General features: G+C 46.8%; 20 protein-coding genes and 1 tRNA gene. 7 read left to right on the plus strand and 14 right to left on the minus strand.

The genetic code is table 11. The features are described 5' to 3' along the window. Positions 1-44: 44 nt before the first annotated feature. From porA to QW520_01730, 3 genes are read right to left on the minus strand one after another with little or no spacing between them, the layout of a single operon-like run. Entirely contained in the window at positions 45-1,205 is a 1,161-nt protein-coding gene (gene porA / locus QW520_01720) for a pyruvate ferredoxin oxidoreductase (GenBank protein MEM0448526.1), read from the minus strand. Beyond that, the gene (locus tag QW520_01725; GenBank protein MEM0448527.1) at positions 1,205-1,486 is read right to left on the minus strand and encodes a 4Fe-4S binding protein; all 282 of its coding nucleotides are present in this window, start codon (positions 1,484-1,486) and stop codon (positions 1,205-1,207) included. Before QW520_01725 ends, porA begins: the two co-directional genes overlap by 1 nt. Next, positions 1,487-2,044: a 2-oxoacid:acceptor oxidoreductase family protein gene (locus QW520_01730; GenBank protein MEM0448528.1), complete on the minus strand. Its 558-nt coding sequence runs from the start codon at positions 2,042-2,044 to the stop codon at positions 1,487-1,489. A gap of 504 nt (positions 2,045-2,548) precedes the next feature. Between QW520_01730 and ppsA the strand changes: the two genes are divergently transcribed. Continuing rightward, a complete protein-coding gene (gene ppsA, locus QW520_01735) occupies positions 2,549-4,852 on the plus strand; it encodes a phosphoenolpyruvate synthase (protein MEM0448529.1) in 2,304 nt (767 codons plus the stop codon). A 48-nt stretch (positions 4,853-4,900) separates the two neighbouring features. Here the strand turns inward: ppsA and QW520_01740 are convergent, their stop codons facing one another. Next, a complete protein-coding gene (locus tag QW520_01740; protein ID MEM0448530.1) occupies positions 4,901-5,704 on the minus strand; it encodes a CBS domain-containing protein in 804 nt (267 codons plus the stop codon). 164 nt (positions 5,705-5,868) lie between these two features. Here QW520_01740 and QW520_01745 point away from each other — a divergent pair. The 3 genes from QW520_01745 to QW520_01755 all read left to right on the plus strand — a co-directional run bounded on the left by QW520_01745 (position 5,869) and on the right by QW520_01755 (position 7,348). Continuing rightward, positions 5,869-5,944 (plus strand) — tRNA-Asp (locus tag QW520_01745). A 139-nt stretch (positions 5,945-6,083) separates the two neighbouring features. Then, positions 6,084-6,719: a MarR family transcriptional regulator gene (locus QW520_01750; protein ID MEM0448531.1), complete on the plus strand. Its 636-nt coding sequence runs from the start codon at positions 6,084-6,086 to the stop codon at positions 6,717-6,719. 5 nt (positions 6,720-6,724) lie between these two features. Further along, complete coding sequence (locus QW520_01755) at positions 6,725-7,348, plus strand: DUF6293 family protein (GenBank protein ID MEM0448532.1); 624 nt, start codon at positions 6,725-6,727, stop codon at positions 7,346-7,348. Positions 7,349-7,350: 2 nt separating this feature from the next. Here the strand turns inward: QW520_01755 and QW520_01760 are convergent, their stop codons facing one another. The 6 genes from QW520_01760 to QW520_01785 are packed head-to-tail and all read right to left on the minus strand — an operon-like array spanning position 7,351 to position 12,884. Then, positions 7,351-8,442 carry an acetoin utilization protein AcuC gene (locus tag QW520_01760; GenBank protein ID MEM0448533.1) on the minus strand — a complete coding sequence of 364 codons (1,092 nt, stop codon included), beginning with the start codon at positions 8,440-8,442 and terminating at the stop codon, positions 7,351-7,353. A 53-nt stretch (positions 8,443-8,495) separates the two neighbouring features. Continuing rightward, complete coding sequence (locus QW520_01765; protein ID MEM0448534.1) at positions 8,496-8,825, minus strand: hypothetical protein; 330 nt, start codon at positions 8,823-8,825, stop codon at positions 8,496-8,498. Between the two features lie 48 nt (positions 8,826-8,873). Next, a complete protein-coding gene (locus QW520_01770) occupies positions 8,874-9,665 on the minus strand; it encodes a heme ABC transporter ATP-binding protein (protein ID MEM0448535.1) in 792 nt (263 codons plus the stop codon). Next, positions 9,659-10,726: an iron chelate uptake ABC transporter family permease subunit gene (locus QW520_01775; protein MEM0448536.1), complete on the minus strand. Its 1,068-nt coding sequence runs from the start codon at positions 10,724-10,726 to the stop codon at positions 9,659-9,661. The genes QW520_01770 and QW520_01775 overlap by 7 nt, the downstream gene beginning before the upstream one ends. Position 10,727: 1 nt before the next feature. Beyond that, positions 10,728-11,438, minus strand: a complete 711-nt coding sequence (locus QW520_01780; protein MEM0448537.1) for a radical SAM protein — start codon at positions 11,436-11,438, stop codon at positions 10,728-10,730. A 3-nt stretch (positions 11,439-11,441) separates the two neighbouring features. Continuing rightward, positions 11,442-12,884, minus strand: coding sequence for an ABC transporter substrate-binding protein (locus QW520_01785; GenBank protein ID MEM0448538.1), 1,443 nt, complete (start codon positions 12,882-12,884; stop codon positions 11,442-11,444). A 258-nt stretch (positions 12,885-13,142) separates the two neighbouring features. Between QW520_01785 and QW520_01790 the strand changes: the two genes are divergently transcribed. From QW520_01790 to QW520_01800, 3 genes are all read left to right on the plus strand, one after another. Beyond that, positions 13,143-13,493 (plus strand): aspartate 1-decarboxylase, encoded by a 351-nt coding sequence (locus tag QW520_01790; protein ID MEM0448539.1) that lies wholly within the window; start codon positions 13,143-13,145, stop codon positions 13,491-13,493. A 49-nt stretch (positions 13,494-13,542) separates the two neighbouring features. Further along, positions 13,543-13,971: a ribonuclease HI family protein gene (locus QW520_01795; protein MEM0448540.1), complete on the plus strand. Its 429-nt coding sequence runs from the start codon at positions 13,543-13,545 to the stop codon at positions 13,969-13,971. 66 nt (positions 13,972-14,037) lie between these two features. Then, positions 14,038-14,238 carry a dodecin family protein gene (locus QW520_01800; GenBank protein ID MEM0448541.1) on the plus strand — a complete coding sequence of 67 codons (201 nt, stop codon included), beginning with the start codon at positions 14,038-14,040 and terminating at the stop codon, positions 14,236-14,238. Positions 14,239-14,424: 186 nt separating this feature from the next. Here the strand turns inward: QW520_01800 and hisS are convergent, their stop codons facing one another. The 4 genes from hisS to arcC form a co-directional block, all read right to left on the minus strand. Further along, positions 14,425-15,672 (minus strand): histidine--tRNA ligase, encoded by a 1,248-nt coding sequence (gene hisS / locus QW520_01805; protein MEM0448542.1) that lies wholly within the window; start codon positions 15,670-15,672, stop codon positions 14,425-14,427. Positions 15,673-15,769: 97 nt separating this feature from the next. Next, entirely contained in the window at positions 15,770-16,966 is a 1,197-nt protein-coding gene (locus QW520_01810; GenBank protein ID MEM0448543.1) for an aminotransferase class I/II-fold pyridoxal phosphate-dependent enzyme, read from the minus strand. Positions 16,967-17,023: 57 nt separating this feature from the next. Then, positions 17,024-18,139 carry a GTP-binding protein gene (locus QW520_01815; protein MEM0448544.1) on the minus strand — a complete coding sequence of 372 codons (1,116 nt, stop codon included), beginning with the start codon at positions 18,137-18,139 and terminating at the stop codon, positions 17,024-17,026. A 10-nt stretch (positions 18,140-18,149) separates the two neighbouring features. Continuing rightward, positions 18,150-19,100: a carbamate kinase gene (arcC, locus tag QW520_01820; protein MEM0448545.1), complete on the minus strand. Its 951-nt coding sequence runs from the start codon at positions 19,098-19,100 to the stop codon at positions 18,150-18,152. Between the last annotated feature and the right edge of the window lie 33 nt (positions 19,101-19,133).

Genomic DNA, 19,133 nt, shown 5'->3' on the forward strand with positions numbered 1-19,133 from the left:
TCGGTCCTCCCTTCCAGAGAGAACTTTTAGATTGGTGGTTATGGTCAGATTCTCACCCCCAAGAAGTTGACGGTTTCGCCCTCATCGTATATGAGCTGCTTATAAACGTGCTTGATCTCCTCTGGCCTGATATCCCTCCCTCCTAGACCATATATGTAATTCTTCACATTTGGCCGCTCTTTCCTTTCATATAATGCACTTCTAACTTCTGGGAAAAGCGGACCCGTGGCGCCCATACTAATTGCCCTATCCATCACTCCAACTCCCTTAAGGCCTTCCAAGATGTCCGCTAGCTCTTTCGAGGGGAAAGGTCTGAATAATCTCAGTTTAATGCTTCCTACCTTCTTCCCTTCAGAGCGCAGCTCATCCACAATTTCCTTGAGGGTTCCTGCGGTCGATCCCATCGCTATCACGGCATAATCTGCGTCTTCCATGCGATAAGGTTCGATTATGTCGTACTTTCGACCGGAAATCTTAGCATACTCCTCTTGCACTTGTTTTACTATCGGTATGACATGGCGCATGGCATCTACTTGCTGATACTTGTGTTCAAAATAATAATCAGTCCAATCAAAGGGGCCAAAGGTTGTGGGATTCTTCACATCCAGCAAAGATCTCTTGTATCTGAATTCACCTACGAATTTCTTCACTTCATCATCGAGAATAGGCTCAAATCTTTCCAGAGAGTGCGTGATTATGAAGCCATCTAAGCATGTCATGGTTGGAAGCCGAATATCCATATGCTCCGCTATCCTGAACGCCATAATGGCATTGTCATAGGCTTCTTGCACATTCTCCCCGAATATCTGTATCCACCCCGAATCCCTCGCGCCCATGGCATCACTGTGATCACAGTGAATATTAATTGGGCCAGATAGTGCTCGATTTGCCACTGCCATGATTATAGGTAATCTCATCCCAGAAGCAATGTAGAGCATTTCCCACATGAAAGCTAAGCCTGCAGAAGCGGTTGCCGTCGCAGTTCTCGCCCCCGCCGCTGATGCTCCAATGCACATGGACATGGCGCTGTGCTCCGATTCAGCGCATACATACTCAGTGTCCACAAGACCATCCGCTACGTATTCGGAGAAGGCCTCAACGATAATAGTCTGCGGGGTTATGGGATACGCGGCCACAACATCTGGATTTATTTGCTTCCAAGCCAGGGCAATAGCTTGGTCTCCATTCATAGCTACCCTTTCCATCAGACTCCCTCCTCTACCATTTTTATACACTTAACTGGGCATTGATTGGCACAGATCCCGCAACCCTTGCAATGAGTGAGCTTAAAGCCGACTCTCTTCCCATCCTTTACTATAACACTGTTATCTGGACAATATATCCAACACAATAAACAATTAGTGCATTTGCTCTCGTCGCATACCGGCCTCTTGGACCTCCAATCGCCAGTTAGATATTTTCTAGAAGATCCAGCCTCTAGGATCATTCCCCCTTCCGGCAGTTCTCCTGCCTTCTCTCCAGCCAATCACTGCACCTCCTCGTAAGCGCGCACCACGGCTCTGATGTTCTTGTTGATTATCTCCTGATTGAATTTGCCAGCAAATTTTGCAGCCAATTCTGCAGTCACTGTGTTGATGTTAACCAGTTTAGAAACCTTCACCAGAGCGCCTAACATAGCAGTGTTGGCCATGGGCCTTCCTATCTCCTCCATGGAGATTTTATTGGCGTTCACGATGTGCAGGTCATAGTTGCCAAATATCGCTTTTAACTTCTCTTTGGAATCAGGATAATTTGCAATCACGGTGCTCTTCTCGCTGAGTCCTTCCTTAATAGATGGGGATGATAAGAGTGTGTGGTCCAGCACAACCACATAATTTGGATAATATACCTGACTGTGAACTTTAATAGGTTTGTCCGAGATACGCGCGAAAGCGCGGATAGGTGCACCCATCCTTTCTGGACCGAACTCAGGGAATGCTTTTATGTATTTTCCCTCCCTGAGAGCTGCGCCAGCAAGAATCTCGTTCGCAGTCACGACACCTTGCCCACCTCTACCATGCCATCTAATCTCGATCGTACTCACGTGAAACCCTCTCACGTATGCCTTCCCTGAATTTAATCTTATTATTTAACCATATCATTGATTCCTTACGAAAGACATAGGACAGCTACGATTCATCGAAATTCATTTAAAAAACTACGATTCTCAAACATTATTTCTATGCCGAAAAAAATAGTTAAACAATGAAATGAAGTAGATAATTATTCTAATATTTTACGAAACTATATTCAAATATTCAGCTTTCCCTTTTGCGATTTTAACATTGCTCTAAATTTCATTAAAAAAAATAATCATAGAACGCGCATAATTTAAGTCCTATAGACCTATTATGGCCCTTTCATTAACAAATCTGGATGAAAAACATGATTTCAATTTTCCGCATAATTTTATGCGCTGCATTTTTCTTTAATTTTCCCATAAAGTTAATAGCAATGAGTTTATTCAACCAATAGGTCATGATGTTTAAGGATTGCAAAAGCTTGCGATTCTTATGGCCAAACCCCTTCGGAACACAAGGGTGAGCCGATGAAGAGAATAATGAAAATCTCAGAATTGGGAGCGAGTGATATAAACGTGGCCGGGGGGAAGGCCGCGAACCTGGGGGAGTTGACCTCTGCTGGATTTAACGTCCCTGAAGGGTTCGTTCTGACCACTGCGGCCTATGATTACTTCCTAAATAAAAATGAACTGACAAGTAAAATTGAGAATACATTGAGAAGCGTAGATGTCACCTCAGAAAATTCGCTCCAGGAATGCTCTCAAAAGATAAGGAAGATGTTCGATGATGCGACAATCCCTAATGACCTTAGGGATGAAATACTAAGGGAATTTCATTCATTATTCGAAGGTGAGAAAAGAACTGGCCTTGTTGCAGTAAGATCGAGCGCCACCGCCGAAGATTTGCCGACCGCTTCTTTCGCTGGTCAACAGGATACCTTCCTGAATGTCTCAGAACCTGAGGATTTGATAGATAAAGTGAAGAAATGCTGGTCATCCCTTTTCACGCCCCGTGCCATCTCTTACCGTAGCAGTAAAGGTTTCGACCACAACAAGGTAAAGCTGGCTGTGGTTGTGCAAAAAATGGTAAATTCGGATGTCGCAGGGATCATGTTCACCGTGGACCCCAATTCTGAACTCCCCCACATCATAATTGAAGCCGGCTATGGTCTAGGAGAGTCCATAGTAGGCGGTAAGGTTACTCCAGATACGTATGTGGTGGACAAGTTCCACACCAAGATAATCAACAAGAGAGTGGCCAGGCAGACTTGGAAGCTGGTACGAGGAAAGACCGGAGATACCATTAGAGAAGAGATACCACCAGACCTGATGGAAAAGCAAAAATTGACCGATGAGCAGATTTTGGAGATAGCTGACATAGGCAATCAAATAGAATTACATTACAACAAGCCTATGGATGTCGAATGGTGCTTGGAAAATGGGAAGTTTTATATCGTACAAGCAAGACCTGTAACGACTTTGAGTAGCAACGGCGGGAAAAAGACAAACGAGAAAGGTAAGGATCAAAAAGAGGGTAAAATCCTTCTAAAAGGTTTGGCTGCTAGTCCTGGCATAGCTTCAGGTCCGGTTCGCATCTACGTTGAAGGAGAGAGCCTTGATGTAGTGAAGAAAGGTGATATCCTGGTTACAGTGATGACCTCGCCCGACATGGTCCCCGCCATGACGCGTGCTGCAGCGATAATTACGGATGAGGGGGGTATGACCTGTCATGCTGCCATTGTGGCTAGAGAACTTGGTACCCCATGCATAGTGGGCTCCAAAGAGGCCACAAAGCTGCTAAAGGATGGAATGGTGGTAACTGTTGATGGGACAAGGGGCGTGGTAATCGAGGGCGCGGAGGAGAAAAAGGAGGAGGAAAAGGCTGCGGCACCCGTGGCCATGAGCGTCCCGGTCACGGCGACTAAGATTATGGTCAACGTTGCCATCCCTCACAAAGCGGATGAGTATTCCAAGCTGCCAGTGTCTGGTGTCGGACTAATGCGTATAGAATTCTTATTCACTTCGTACATAGGAGAACACCCCTCACATATGGTAGAACATGGTAGGCAGAAGGAGTTGATAGATAAGCTGGCAGAGGGTATTGGAATCGTTGGCAAGGCCTTCTTCCCTCGTCCCATCATCCTAAGGCTTAGTGATTTTAAAACCAACGAGTACAAGGACATGCCAGGCGGAGAGAAATACGAGCCTCCAGAGCAGAATCCGATGATAGGATGGCGCGGTTGTTCACGTTATGTCAGTCCCTCCTATCGAGAAGCATTCAAATGCGAGCTGCTAGCGGTGAAAAAAGTTCGGGAAGAGATGAATCTGAAGAATGTTTGGGTGATGCTTCCTTTCGTTCGTACGGTCAGCGAGGTTCAAGAAATCACAAGAATGATGGAGGAGATTGGCCTAAAACGTGGCCCCGACTTCAAGCTTTACCTCATGGCAGAGGTGCCAGTGATAATATTCATGGCTGAGGAGTTCGCGGAAGTCTGTGATGGCTTCTCCATTGGCTCCAATGATCTTACCCAACTAATCATGGGTGCGGATAGAGATTCGGACATTCTGGCCAAGATGGGATATTTCGATGAGCGCCAAGAAGCTATCAAGCGTGCTATAGCCATTCTGATTGAGAAGGCGCATAAGAAAGGGGTACCAGTGGGAATTTGTGGACAGGCACCGAGCGTTTATCCTGAATTCACGGAGTTCCTCGTGCGTTGCGGCATCGATTCCATCTCTTTGAACCCTGATACCGTGGTGAAGACTATCGGCATGGTGGCATCGGTGGAACAAAGAATCATATTGGAGTCCTTAAGGAACCTCCAGAAATAAGCGAATAGGGATGACTGGAGAAAAATGGAAGAAAAGAGGATAAAAAAGTCATTTGCTCTCATCTTTCAATAGACGGGTGGTGATCTCCACCAAAGGATGGTGCGAACCATCTATGATCTTAACATCATCAAGACTGTTTAGGCCGTGCTCGCGAGCCGTTTTTTCCATGCCCAGTTCGATGTCCCTATCGGGCTGTAATACAACGGCAGAAAATTGTTTGACGCCCATCTGCTTGGCCGCCAAGACCCTATGATGACCGTCCACCAGGAGATAATGGTCATTCTTCTGCACCACGATAATCGGTTCCACCAGTCCGCGTCTTATCTCCTCTTGGCGACCTAGAAGTTCATCTGCGAAGACTTCCCACTGCGTGGGCTTTAATTGCTCTATCGGTATCACTCGTCGTTTGACGTTGATGTTTATCCCGTGTTTCTTTTCGAGGAAGGTCTTGACCATAAGGACCTTATTAGGGGTGGCTCGCTCGATGTGAGATCTTACGATATCCAAATTCGAGATTATGCCTATGAGCATACCTTTCTCGTTAACTACAGGAACGTTCCTTAGCCCATATCTAAATAATACCCTAGCGGCGTCGTCCAAATCCATATCGGGAGTAACTGAATAAGTTCCCCGTCGAATGATATTCCTTATTTTGGCATCAGGCTTGCTGATATTCCGTAGAAGCTCCTTGGCCGTCACGAACCCAATCAGCTTGCCCTTATCAGTTACAGGTAGACCATGAAATTCAGTATTGATCAATTTTTCTATAGCTTGCTCTACGGTAAAGTCACCAGGTATGGAGATGACATCTCTGATCATGTAATCTTCGACTTTGAGCTTTCTTTCTTCCATTCTATCGTATCTCAATCGTATTTTTAATTAAAGAACTTGCAGGGGACAGTGAACGTAGCTAGAGCATTAAAACATGAGAATTTGATTCCACCCCAGAATAATGTAGAATCTCCCTTTAACCTCAAGTGATATATAGGACTAATTTATTCTCGAGACAGCCGGAAGCCCTGGTAGTGTAGCGGCCTATCATGAAGCCCTGTCGAGGCTTCGACTCGGGTTCAAATCCCGACCAGGGCGCCATCCTTTTCCGTTAGAAAATTAGATGCTGAGTTGTGTTTGATTCGGTAAACATTATAGTCGAGATAATAGTATTAGTTTTTATAATACAATATTAGGAAATGAATTCATGTAAATCATAGATTGTATCAAAGGTGAGCATATGGTCGCAATTCTAGGGACCTTGGGCTTCCGTCCGCAGTCTCTCATCCCCACTATTAAATCCACGCCCGGAGTAGATCATGTCGTGGTCTTCATCAGCCCAGCGAAGAAGTCAAAAGAAGCAGTCGCTGCGGTGGTGGATTATTGCCGCACTATGCAGATAAAATGCGATGTGGTCGAACTTGACGATGCTTTCGACCTCATGATGGTGGCAGAGAAGGTTCAAGATCAAGTTTTAGCCTTGCGAAGCGCAGGTGAAGATATAGCCGTATTTAACATCGCGGGTGGAACTAGATTGATGAGTGGAGCAGCCTTGCTGGTATGTATCTTCGAAGGTCTGAACGCTGTATATGTTCATGACGATACATACGAAGAGATAGCCCTTCCTTTTCTGCACATGAAATACTCGAACGCCCTTACCCCAGTAGAAAAGGATATTCTTAAGCAGATTCTGAAGCATGAAGATGGCATATCCCAGATAGAATTAGCCAAAGAAATGGGCCTGCACAAGGCCACTGTGAATCACCACATAAAATTGTTATTAGAAAAAGGAGCTGTGGAGCTGATAACTAAGCCTGACGATAGGAGAAAGAAAATAGTGCGCGTGCAGGAATCTATGCGCCTTTTATTAAGGTGACCATTTTGCGTGTACTCATCACCACATTTGGTTATGACCATTCTAAAATAATACAAGCCATGAAGGCGGTCCCGCATGACGCCTTAATAGTCGTCACCAGCGAAGAGAATTCGCGCACAGAACAATACAAAAAAATATTGGAAGCAGCAAACATGGCCAATGTGCCAGTGGAGTTGCTTTTAGTGGACAAATTCGATTTCCTTTCTACCTTCCATAGAATTGTTGATTGTATATCAACTCATAGGAAACGAGGAGATAAGGTCGCATTGAATGTTAGCGGAGGGACAAGAATATTAGCTGATGCTGCTCTCATCGCTGCCTTCAATACTGGTGTAGAATGTTATCATATAGCCGATACCGTGCGCCGGCTCCCTGTTCTACATGGCGTTACAATCATGGAACCGTTGACACGTGAGCAGAAATCTATTTTACTAAACCTTGAAGATGGAATAGAGGTTAAGGAGGCTATAAAACTCGCCAAAGACGATCCGAGGTTCATGGACGAGCTATTGAAATTAAAGAAAGCCGGCGTCGTGGAGACTAGAAGTGATTCTGAAAAGGTGCGCTTATTCCTCACCGACAAAGGACAAAGAGTTTTAAGATCTATGAGGAAAAAACGAGATTCCTGATGTCACTTGATCAGCGGAATGATTTCAGCCTTAATTCTTGAAATCGTTCTTTCCACCTCTTCAGCGACACCTTCTGGCTCAGGAGGAGATTCTTTGTCATGCAAAGCATCCCAAGCCGCAGATTCCTTTGGATATACACCTGAGATGGTGCAAAACATTATCGCCCAGCAACGTGGAACGGTTTCGATGTTGTAGCCCCCTCCCCCAACCACTAAGTAATGTCCATTACAAAGATCGTGCGCTGCCTTATGCGTGACATTTGCTATTTCCTCATAAGCATGTGTGGTTAGCCCTAATCCAACTAATGGATCCAGGAAATGCGCATCCACCCCGAACTGATGGATGATGAAATCTGGCCGATACTCCTTCAGTGCGGTAATAACGACCTCATTATAGGCCTTCAAATACGTCCTGTCACCCGTCCTGAACGGCAGCGGTACATTTATGGCGTAGCCTTTTCCATAGCCTTCTCCTATCTCCCTCGTCCCCCCGCTGCCTGGGAAAAATCCCAGGCTAAAGTGGTGCAAGGAAATGGTCAGCACCTTCTCACTATAGAAAACGGATTGTGTTCCATCGCCATGATGTCCATCGATATCGATTATAGCTATTCGCTCCTTTTTGAACCGCCTTTGAAGTGCCCTGACCGCCACGGCGATGTCATTGAAAACACAGAATCCTGAGGAGCATTCGGAGCGCGCGTGATGCAGACCGCCTGCAGGATTGAAGGCATGAAGGAATTTGCCATTCATGATTCCCTCTGCTCCGTCTATAGTAGCGCCTACCGCCGCGAGCGCACCTTCTAACAAGGTTTTGGTGGCGGGCGTATCTCCTCTGTCTAGGAGACCATATCCAGACTCACAGCGGTTGCGCACAAAGTCTATATGTTCTTTGCTATGCACCATGCACAGGTCCTCAATAGAGGCTGGATATGTCTTATATACGATCGCTTTATCACCAAAGATTCCCAATTTTTCCAACAATTCCAAGGTCGCCTTTTCCCTATACGGCTGGAAGGGATGGTTCTCCCCGAAGTAGTACTTCAGGAAGTCTTCATTGTAGAGGAATGCGCAATGATCGCCGGTCACGAAATCCACCGAATGAAAGGGAGATATAAATCAGCTCTCTGAATTTCAAAATATCGCTAACGTCATTCGACGAAGTGGATGCACAAAGGCCCTTTCTCCCTCACTAAACTCTTAGACATCATGCCAAGTTCTATAAAGGCACAGTTAAAGATAGCAGTTGGAACAAGACAAGTGGTAGTTAGACCTGCCTTTCCAGCAAGTTCGAGAATTCGATTTCCTTCCCATTCGGTCAAATCCTTGACGTCAGCGTGTTGCAGCATATCCGCATAAGTAGCGACGTTAGGACAGTCAGACCTGATCTCGATGGAAACTCTATCCTCACCTATCCTTTTCGCAAGAACTTCGGTATAGTGACTGCAAATCGCTGCTTCCACAACAGCTTTGGATGGCATTCTTTTTCCTCATAAGGGAATTATTTTTGCATTAGAAATATTCGAAGGTCATTGCACAGTGCCTAACACAATCATGCTGTATGATTGGATTCGCTCATCGTACTGCACCACAGAGCGGATTTTGAAGACTTTAAGCACATTTTCCTGTGTCAGAACTTCAGGAATAGACCCAGCGGCGAGTATCCTTCCCGATTCGAGCAATATGGCCTTATCGCAATATCGCGCTGCGAGATTCAAATCATGAGAGACCATTATAACAGTCAATTTCTCTTTTCGGGCCAGGTCTCTCACGAGTTCCATTATTTCCATCTGATGGTTTATGTCGAGGTGCAAAGTCGGTTCGTCCAACAGCATTATTTTTGGCTTTTGGGCCAAGGCGCGAGCGATTATTACTCTTTGCCTCTCACCGCCTGAGAGCTGATTCATCGTGCGATTGGCAAGAGAAGTAACATTGGTGGCTTCCATAGCTTCGCGGATTATTTCGATGTCTTCCCTCGTTTCTCTTGCAAGTCGATCCATGGATGGATTTCGACCCATCATGACCACTTCTAAAGCTGTGAAGGGGAACGTGATGACGCAGTTCTGAGGTACCACTGCCATCTCCCTGGCGATCTCTCGGCGAGAAAGGGCACCAAGATCCCTGCCCTCGACCAGCACCGTACCTTTGGAAGGGGAGAGGGCGCGATTCATACAACGTAGCAGTGTGGTCTTTCCAGAACCATTAGGTCCGAGCACTGCTACCATCTCACCCTCATTTGCCTCGAATTCTATGTCCTTTAGAACCGGCGATGAATCGTAGCTGAATTCAATGCCCTGGACCCGCAATCTAGCAACTACCATTCCGTGGCCTCCCTCTTCCGTCTTAGGAGATAAAGGAAAAAAGGTCCTCCCATTATGGCAGTGATTATGCCCACAGGAAGTTCCTGAGGTGCCATAACTGTGCGGGCGACAGTATCGGTTATTATAAGAAATATAGCCCCTCCCAATAATGAGGCAGGGAATAGTATGCGATTGTCTGGCCCAATGACCATGCGCATTATATGAGGCACGATGAGCCCTACGAATGCGATTATGCCGGTAAAAGCCACGGCGGCGCCCGTGACCAAAGCTGATCCAATCAACATGACCTTGGTGGTGGTCTTGGGGTCGACCCCTAGGCTAGTGGCATGCGCCTCTCCCACTATGACAGCATTAAGATCTCTTGAAAATAGCATCAAGAGCAGAAAGCCTGGAATGAGGAACGCAAAAACTATCCAAAACTGATCCCAATTGGCCCGATTGAGGCCCCCCATAAGCCAGAAAACAACCTGGGACATGGTCTCAGTGGAGCCCTGGGCGGCAAGAATCTGCAATAATGATGTGAGGGCTGAGAAGAAGGCTCCTACAGCAATACCAGCAAGTAGGAGAGTTGTAGTGGGAAGATAGCCATCCACTCTTCCCAACATATACACGATGAATAACGTTATCATGGCGAGCAGGAAGGCGGTGACCGGAATCGCCAGGTCGCCCGATGCGAAGCTGAAGCCGAACACCAAGGTGATCGATGCGCCGAAAGCAGCGCCTTGAGAAATTCCTATCACTGACGGCGAGGCCATAGGATTCTTGAAAATGCCTTGCAACGCCACCCCGGCAATTGATAAACAAGATCCCACCACCCCAGCAAGCATTATTCGCGGCAGCCTTACCTTCTGGATGATAGTTATCTCAGTGCTTGTGGCATCAGTCTTAAAGCCCAGGAGAATGCCCAACGCTTTTTCATATGAGATATTTACTGTTCCGACGCAAAGACCGATGATGATAGCGACGAAAAGAGCCAAAGACAACAAAATAATCGCCAGCGACCATCTTGCAATCCTTCCACGGTGCAGTTCGAAAAGGTCCTGGCTCTCCTTCGCTTTCATATCAATCCACCAGACCAACACTATGTAATGAATTGCGCGCTGATGCTTCCAAGTACTCCCTTACGGTCAATATGGAGCAGGTCACCCTAGGAATGTGTCTTTTGGCTACGATAACCGCATCGGCCATTTCGTCTCTAGTGGGTCGACGCCAAGGAAGACCCGGGACGGGGATGTATCCAGTTATGTGTAACGGAACGTCGCTTCCAACTGAGGCTATGAATTCTGCGATTTTCTCAACCTCTTCTACATCTATCAGCTCAGGTATGAGGATAGTACTGACACGCATCTTGATACCCATATCATGAATGCGGAAGATGTTGCCCAGTACCTTGGTGTTCTGAGCTCCTGTTAATTGCAGATGCTTGCGTTTGCTCACAGCACGCAAGCTGACACCTATTTCATCCACTTCAAGAGGAGGAAGCATAGAGGCGTTGGTATGAGCTATTTTGACCTTGGCTTTCTTCTCATTTTTTGCAAAAGCTACGATCTCATTAATCCCCTTGATGGTCAGTGGCTCTCCCCCTACAAAATTCAAGGTATCCATACGGAATGAAGAGAGCTTCTCCAAGATGGCGTCCAAGCTGAGGAAGTTCGTAGGTGCCATTTCCTCGCGCAATCTATAGGAGCAAATGCTGCAGTTCCAGTTGCATCCATAATTGCATATGGTAGCGGAACAATCCTCTTCATGGAACGCTATCCTGAAGACGGGCATAGATCACCTAGGGAAGAAGAATTCCGCCATTTGCTCAACAGCATCGACCAGACGCGGAGTAGATGATACCAGCTCACCGTTAATTCTCAGGATGCGATCCTGCTTCACGGCGGTGATTTCGCTCCATCCCGCAGTGGACTTGATTTGTTCTGTGGTCTTGGTGCTTTGGTCCTCGATGATGATGACATCAGGATTAGCATTGATGATATACTCACTGTTGAAGAGCGGATATTTCACAGTAGATGTCGAGTAGATGTTTCTTCCTCCAGCTAAGGTTATGAGTTCGTTTGCTATGGTACCAGGACCAACCGATTTTGTGCTGCGAAGCTCGAAATAAACAGTAGGCCTTTGATCTACTGGTACAGATGCCACTCTAGCCTTAACTGCTTCCAAGCGAGAATTCATGTTGTCGATCAAAGCCTTGGCATCGTTCTTGTGGCCGGTTAGCTCACCTAACGATTGAATCACGTCCATTACCTGACTCACGCTGCCCGGATTGTAACATACCACCTTGAGCCCATAGGATTCTAAAGTTGCCACAGAAGTAGTGGCGAAGCTCCAGGTGATGATGCAGTCCGGGTTCGTCGCTAAAATAGCCTCTATGTTGATCGTGAAGAAGCTCCCCACATTGATCTTCTGGCTAACCTGAGCCGGATATTTCGAGCTGCTATCCACACCCACGATGAGATCATCGGCTCCGATCGCATACAATACCTCAGTGAAAGAGCTGCCCATGGAAAGGATGCGCTGAGGTACCCCTTCGAAATGTATGAGCTTTCCTCTCTCATCGATAATGGAAAAAGGATTGCTAACCCAGATGGTGGTTGATGCAGAAGCTGTAACTCCTAGTTCATCGCACGCCACCGCCATTAAGGAGTGTTCTCCATTATCCATCGTCCTGCTATCCAGCCTAAAAGTAAATGGTGCAGCAGTCAAATTCCCTACAGGCTGTCCATCAAGATCAAGTCTGACGTAGGCTAATCCTCTCGGGCTAACAGCATCCACCACGACCTCGAAATCTGCAGAGATGCTAGAGCCATCCGTTGGAGAACGTATAATTACATTAGTACCCCCATTATTGATTATAATATCGGAATTCGCGACACCTATCCTCCCTTTCTCGTTTCTTATCATGACCATAATTGCGTGTTCGCCATCAAGATAGTCGGTGGTGTCGATCTCCCAATGGAAAGGAGCTTCATGGCTCACTCCGATAATCTTGTCATCTATCTTCAATACCGCAAGTATAGCGGGACTGTTGCTCTCGAATGTGGCCTTCACAGTGATTACCCCTGCTATCATTGCATTTTCCTCAGGTTCCACGATCTCTACTTTTACCTTGAATCGATCGTCATGCTGACTGCTGATGCTAACTGCCCCGAAAATCCCTGCCATTACAATTAAGGCGACAACTGCAAAGGCGAGCAAAATCCCAGTTCTTTCCATCCCTCAACCCCCTCTATGTCGATTTGACTGGATAACACAATATTCAATTTCGTGCTATCAAATTTATCGAAGTCTCATCGCTTCCCAAGTTTATCTATTCTTCGGAAGATGACCAGAAAATTAGGTCCAATTATTGGAGTTGATTCGTTCGACATATTGGATGGATTATCCATCCAATTTAATCATTGAATTTATCTTTTCCTGCGCCTGTCATATTAAAGAGAAAGGTTCATGAAGGGGACATTCATGCATTAGACGATGAGATGCGTACTTCGTTCAAAGATCCATCGGGCTACGATCACCGATGCGGATCCTGAATATGTTGGTAGCATCACCATTGATGAGGACCTTTTGGTAAGAGCAGATATTTGGCCAGGAGAAAGGGTATTGGTGGCAGATGTAGACAATGGCGCTCGCTTCGAGACTTATGCGGTCAAGGGTGAAAGGTGCTCAGGGATAATTTGTGTTAACGGTGGGGCTGCGAGGTTGGTCAAGAAAGGAGATAAGGTGATAATCATGGCCTTCGAATACACAGATACGCCCCTCGAGCCAAGAGTAGTATATGTGGATGATAAAAACAGGTACCTTGATAAATCGATGCAGACATAATTGAATGAAATATTGTAAATGATGATTGGTTGTTTGCTGGGGTTAAAAGGTGAGGTTGAAAATTTTTACCGACGCCGGTTCTCGAGGAAATCCGGGCCCTTCTGCCTTCGCAGTGGTCATATGCTCGGAAACTGGTGAGAAGATTTTAGAGTTCTCCAGGTTCCTGGGGGAACGAACAAATAACGAAGCTGAATATCACGGCCTACTAGCTGCGCTGGAAGAGGCAAAAAAAATGGGCGCAGATGAAGTGGAAATAATTTCAGATAGCGAGTTAATGATCAAGCAGTTAACCGGTAAATATCGCATAAAGTCTGAAAATCTTCTGCCATTGGCAAAAAGGGCCAAAGATTTGATGAGTGAATTCAAGAGTGTCGAACTATCACATTCTCGCCGTGACCACCCTCTAATCCGAAAAGCTGACCGTTTGGTAAACGAAGAGCTGGATGCGATGCAGTTCGCCCATCGTCTCAGAAGCTGAGTAAAAACACTCCACGCGGAAATGATATATACTGATTTCTTTCAATTCATTAATTGGGGTAAGAATATGGTGCAAAAGGTGATTGATATTTTAGGGATGAGTGAGAAAAGTTTCTCTGATGCTGCAGACAACGCCATTCAGGTGGCGTCGCAAACGGTTAGGAACATAATCTCTGCCAGGGTGGATGAGATGGATTGCATAGTTGAGAATGGCCGAATTAAAAAATATCGTACTTTAATGCGAATATATTTCGAAGTTGAACGCTGAATCTAACCGAAGAATTAAGCCGGGTTGATTCGGATTTTCTTTATCAATGACGAACTTTGTATGTATAGATTAATATAGTTCAAACTCAGAAATCATTACAGGTGTCCGAGGTCGGTGGCTCAACTCTCCTCCTGAGCCAGAGATTGACCTAATTTTCCCATCACATCGACCTGGGACACCAAAACATCAACACTTGAGCTCTTTTACGATCTCCTTCACCGGGATTACAGATTGAAGCCCAGTGGCCAAATCGCGTATGGTAACGCATGATTGAGCGGCTTCTTTTTCTCCAACAATGACCACCTTTTTGGCACCTATGGCATCGGCGTGTTTCAAATTCTTAGCGATGTTACGGCGCATCAAGTCCACGTCGGCCGAGATCCCTTCCCTCCGCAATTTTGCAGTGATTTCGAAAGCCGTGTGCCTCATTTTTTCTGATGTGGGAATGATGTAAGCATCCAGCCTCTTGACAGGGATGTTAAGACCTTCCTTTTCCAGAGCCAGCAGCGTCCGGTCGAAACCTATGGCAAAGCCGGTGGAGAACACTTTCTCACCACCGAAAAGCTCTGTCAAGGAGTAAGATCCACCTCCACAAATCTGCTTCTCAGCGCCTAGGCAGGGCGCGTCCATCTCGAAAACTATTCCGGTGTAATAGTCAAGCCCTCTGACAACACCTAGATCAACTTGAACTCCTTCGATACCATAATCGCGCAATATGGAGATTACTTCTTTAAGATAATCGCAGGCTTCTCCCGGAGCGGAGTCTAGCACATGGGGTGGACCTACAATTTTGGTAATACCAATTATTTCCTCTATGCTTGAATCCCTCATACCTTGCTCAAGCATCAAAGCCCTAGCCTCGTCGAACATCTTCTTGTCCAATTTTTGCAGTATCTGAGACATGGATTCTGTTTCTACGCCAGCATCCTTGAGCTTCGCTCGCAATATACCTATGTGGCCCATCCTAATTCCATAATTCCTCAAACCGCTCCGCCTTATCATTTCAACTGCAAGCCCTATAACTTCCGCGTCCGACTCTGGATGGGGAGCCCCTATAAGCTCGGCTCCGAATTGGAAGAACTCTCGATAACGACCGCTTTGTGGCCTTTCGTACCTGAAACACTGACCAAAGTAGAACAATTTCAGCGGACGGGGATAATTACTGAGGTCGTTGACAAAGAAACGCATTGTGGGGGCTGTGAGCTCTGGTCGTAAGGCTATCTGCCTTCCCCCCTTATCCTCGAAGGCGTAAATTTCTTCAATGATGTTAGGACCAGATTTCAACGTGAATAGCTCAGTGTGCTCGAAGATGGGTGTAGCGATCTCCCTAAAACCGTGGAGTTCGGCCTCCCTCCGGAATTCTGATTCGAGGAATCGTCGTTTTTCCATTTCCTCAGGGGTAAAATCCCTGGTTCCCCTAGGACGCTGAATCATGGGTGAGCAATATTATACCTTTAAATAAGCTTTACTTGTTCAAATGATCAAGCCAGTTGCTATTCGCCTCTGATTCTGAAATCCGTGTATCATAAGTTTATGTTTTCTCCACACCTGATAGGGCGAGATGGAGATCTTCCTCCAGATCTTCCGCATCCTCAATCCCAAGAGACAATCGAATGAGATTATCTCTTATTCCTAAGCGCTCTCGCTCGTCCTTAGTCAATGAGGAATGAGAAGAATTTAGCGGCATGCTGGCTAAGGACTCCACCCCTCCTAGACTAGTCGCTCTCTTTACGATCTTCAAAGATCTCAGGACGTTCTCTGCCGCCTTTCTCCCTCCTTTCACCTCAAAGCTCACCATACCCCCGAAACCAGACATCTGCTTGAGGGCCAAATCATGTTGAGGATGGCTGGTCAGACCTGGATAATACACTCTTTGCACGCAATCATGCCGCTCAAGAAATCTCGCAATCCTGAGACCATTTTTATTGTGGCGTTCCATCCTCACCGCTAAGGTCTTCAATCCCCTTATCAAAAGGAAAGCGCCAAAGGGATCCATCGCTCCTCCAAAGAGTACCCTCCTGCGCGATATTATCTCCATATCCTCCTCATTACCCAGAACGGCCCCAGATATGATATCCGAGTGACCATTGAGATATTTCGTACACGAATGCACTACTATATCCACACCCATTTCCAGAGGTCGCTGGTTTATGGGAGTGGCGAAAGTGGAGTCGATAACACTCTTGATACCTCTCTTCCTTGCCACTTCTGCGGCGCCTCGGATGTCAACCAGCTTGAGCAATGGATTGGTGGGCGATTCCAGGTAAATCAGTTTGGTGTTAGGCGTTATGGCGCGCTCCATGGCGTCGATGTCATAAGAATTCACCAGGGCCACTTCAACCCCAAAACGAGGAAGCTCCTTGCGCAAGAAGGAATAAGTCCCTCCGTACAGATCCTCCACCGCAACAATATGGTCTCCCTTGCTCACAAATGACAAGATAGTTGAAGTAATGGCTGCCATGCCCGAGCTGAATAGTAGACCGCTCTCCGCACCCTCCAATCCTACTAGTTTATCCTCAGCGGCGCGTATGGTTGGATTTCCCCATCTCGAATATATGTACGAGCCTTCAGGGACCTTACCCTCCCATGTCTCAGGGTCCTCGGTAGGGAAATAAAAAGTAGAGGTCTGGTAGATCGGCGGGATAATCTCTCCTCTCGTTGATGGGGGTTCCCCACAATGGACAGCGGTCGTGGACAGACCCTTGAATCTCTTCTTCTGGTAATTCATGACGCTTGAGCATAATATGGGAAGAGTAAAGAAAAATACTTTCCACTAATGAGCGACCTATCCACCTCGCTTTTTGATTATGCTCAATATGTCTCCATCCATTAGGATATGATCCATGCCCACTGTCTGTCCAGGAAATTTAGCGCTTTTCCCCCAAACAACTGCGTATCGAAAATTGGCGCGCATGGAACGATGGAGCGTGTCACATACATCTCCCACCGTTGCACCCTTGCGGACTATTAGCGGGACCTCTAGATCGGCTTCCTTCCCTTGAGGCTTCAAATATACTCTTATCAATTCCAGATTACGGTAAATGGTCTCTTTCAATTCCTCGATACCCTGACCCTTCTCCGCTGATATGAAGACCACATCATAGCCATGGAACTTGTGTCTCAATTCTTCCAAATAAGCATCGTCGTGAACCAGATCGATCTTGTTCACTGCTATCATAGCCTTTATGTAGACCCTATTCCCCGCTAGGACATCTATCAACTGGTCCACATCAATGTCTTCTCGGATGACCACGTCAGCATTTATATATCCATATTCCGCAACCACGCTACGTGCCATCTCCTCATCCATCTTGGTCATCTCAACAGTGGAACGGACTGTCACCCCTCCAGAGTCGGTCCTGGTTATCACAACATCGGCGGGATGTGAGTTAATGCGAATCCCCACCTGCTCTAGCTCTCCTATCAAAACATGAATGTTGGTATCATAAGCATCGATCACAAAAAGAATGAGGTCTGCCGATCTTACCACGGATAGTACTTCTCTTCCGCGCCCTTTTCCTTTAGAGGCGTCTTTGATAAGGCCGGGTAGATCTAAAATCTGAATTTTGGCAAATTTATAATCCATCACACCTGGGATGACGTCTAAGGTGGTGAAGTCATAGGCCCCTACTTCGCTCTTGGCATCGGTAAGCCTGTTGAGGATAGTAGATTTCCCCACCGAAGGGAAGCCCACCAGCGCCACTGTGGCATTGCCTGATTTCCTTACGGCATAAGAGGCACCAGATTTACCTCCACTGGTGCGACGTCTCTCCTGCTCCTCCTTCAATCTGGCGATCTTGGCCTTTAACTTGCCTATGTGGTATTCCGTCTTTTTGTTCTTCTGCGTTTTGAGGATCTCCTCCTCAAGCGCTTTTATTTGCTCTTCTAAAGAGGAACTCACTTCTCCACACCTACCTGATGATCTGTGTGCCCACCAGTCCTTCCAAAGCCGCTTCTATGTTATCCGCTGAAGTTATGATCGCTCTCTCGCCTCCCTTTTCCAAGAAATACAGTCCTGCCTCAACTTTCGGGCCCATGCTGCCTGGAGCAAAATGCCCTTCCTCCAGGTAATCTCGCATCCTCCTTGCCTCGACCAAACCTAAAGGCCTCTGATCCTCCTTGCCAAAGTTGAGATAGGCGCAATCGATGTCAGTGAGCATGATGAGGAGCTTTTCTCCTATTCCCACGGCCATCACCGCCGCGGCCAGGTCTTTATCTACCACGGCCTCCACGCCCTCATAGCAACCCTCTCTTTCCACCACAGGTATGCCCCCTCCTCCTGAGGCCACTACCACCTCCGCCTGTTCATCACCTCCAAAGACCAATCTTCGGATGCTGCTGCACTCTACAATCCTTAGCGGCTTGGGCGAAGGGACGACGCGCCGATAGCCTCCTCTATTCTTATCGTAGGCGAAGTCCCAACCCTGCGTTCGCCTAAGTTCCTCCTTCTCCCCCTCGTCATAATAAGGGCCCACTGGCTTGGTAGGCATCTCGAATGCGGGGTCGTCTATGTCTACTACCACTCTGGTCAAGAGGCAGGTGACTACTTTCCTTACCCCTTGCCTGATCAAGGCTTCCGTCAATGCCTGTTGTATCATATACCCAAGCTGCCCCTGTGATTCGGCCACACATACGTCCAAAGGCATAGGCGGCACCTTGCTCTTTGCGACCTCATTCTGAATCAGGATGTTCCCGACCTGCGGTCCATTGCCATGCGTAAGAACGATATCATAGCCCGAGGCGATCATCTTGGCAAGGTGAGCACAAGTATTCCTTAAATTTCGCATCTGGTTCTCGTAAGTCGCTTCTTCACCGACCTTAATGAGGGCATTCCCTCCGATGGCCACAAGTGCAGTTTTCATTCTCCTTATATCTCCAGGGGATTTTGACACAAG

The sequence above is a fragment of the Methanomassiliicoccales archaeon genome (assembly GCA_038740345.1).
Taxonomy (GTDB): Archaea; Thermoplasmatota; Thermoplasmata; order Methanomassiliicoccales; family UBA472; genus JAJRAN01.

Excerpts from the sequence above, each read along its gene's own strand:
- porA (MEM0448526.1), bottom strand. The coding sequence starts at position 1,205 with ATGGAAAGGGTAGCTATGAATGGAGACCAAGCTATTGCCCTGGCTTGG.
- ppsA (MEM0448529.1), top strand. The coding sequence starts at position 2,549 with ATGAAGAGAATAATGAAAATCTCAGAATTGGGAGCGAGTGATATAAAC.
- QW520_01740 (MEM0448530.1), bottom strand. The coding sequence starts at position 5,704 with ATGGAAGAAAGAAAGCTCAAAGTCGAAGATTACATGATCAGAGATGTC.
- QW520_01750 (MEM0448531.1), top strand. The coding sequence starts at position 6,084 with ATGGTCGCAATTCTAGGGACCTTGGGCTTCCGTCCGCAGTCTCTCATC.
- QW520_01765 (MEM0448534.1), bottom strand. The coding sequence starts at position 8,825 with ATGCCATCCAAAGCTGTTGTGGAAGCAGCGATTTGCAGTCACTATACC.
- QW520_01770 (MEM0448535.1), bottom strand. The coding sequence starts at position 9,665 with ATGGTAGTTGCTAGATTGCGGGTCCAGGGCATTGAATTCAGCTACGAT.
- QW520_01775 (MEM0448536.1), bottom strand. The coding sequence starts at position 10,726 with ATGAAAGCGAAGGAGAGCCAGGACCTTTTCGAACTGCACCGTGGAAGG.
- QW520_01780 (MEM0448537.1), bottom strand. The coding sequence starts at position 11,438 with ATGCCCGTCTTCAGGATAGCGTTCCATGAAGAGGATTGTTCCGCTACC.
- QW520_01785 (MEM0448538.1), bottom strand. The coding sequence starts at position 12,884 with ATGGAAAGAACTGGGATTTTGCTCGCCTTTGCAGTTGTCGCCTTAATT.
- QW520_01790 (MEM0448539.1), top strand. The coding sequence starts at position 13,143 with ATGAGATGCGTACTTCGTTCAAAGATCCATCGGGCTACGATCACCGAT.
- QW520_01800 (MEM0448541.1), top strand. The coding sequence starts at position 14,038 with ATGGTGCAAAAGGTGATTGATATTTTAGGGATGAGTGAGAAAAGTTTC.
- hisS (MEM0448542.1), bottom strand. The coding sequence starts at position 15,672 with ATGATTCAGCGTCCTAGGGGAACCAGGGATTTTACCCCTGAGGAAATG.
- QW520_01810 (MEM0448543.1), bottom strand. The coding sequence starts at position 16,966 with ATGAATTACCAGAAGAAGAGATTCAAGGGTCTGTCCACGACCGCTGTC.
- arcC (MEM0448545.1), bottom strand. The coding sequence starts at position 19,100 with ATGAAAACTGCACTTGTGGCCATCGGAGGGAATGCCCTCATTAAGGTC.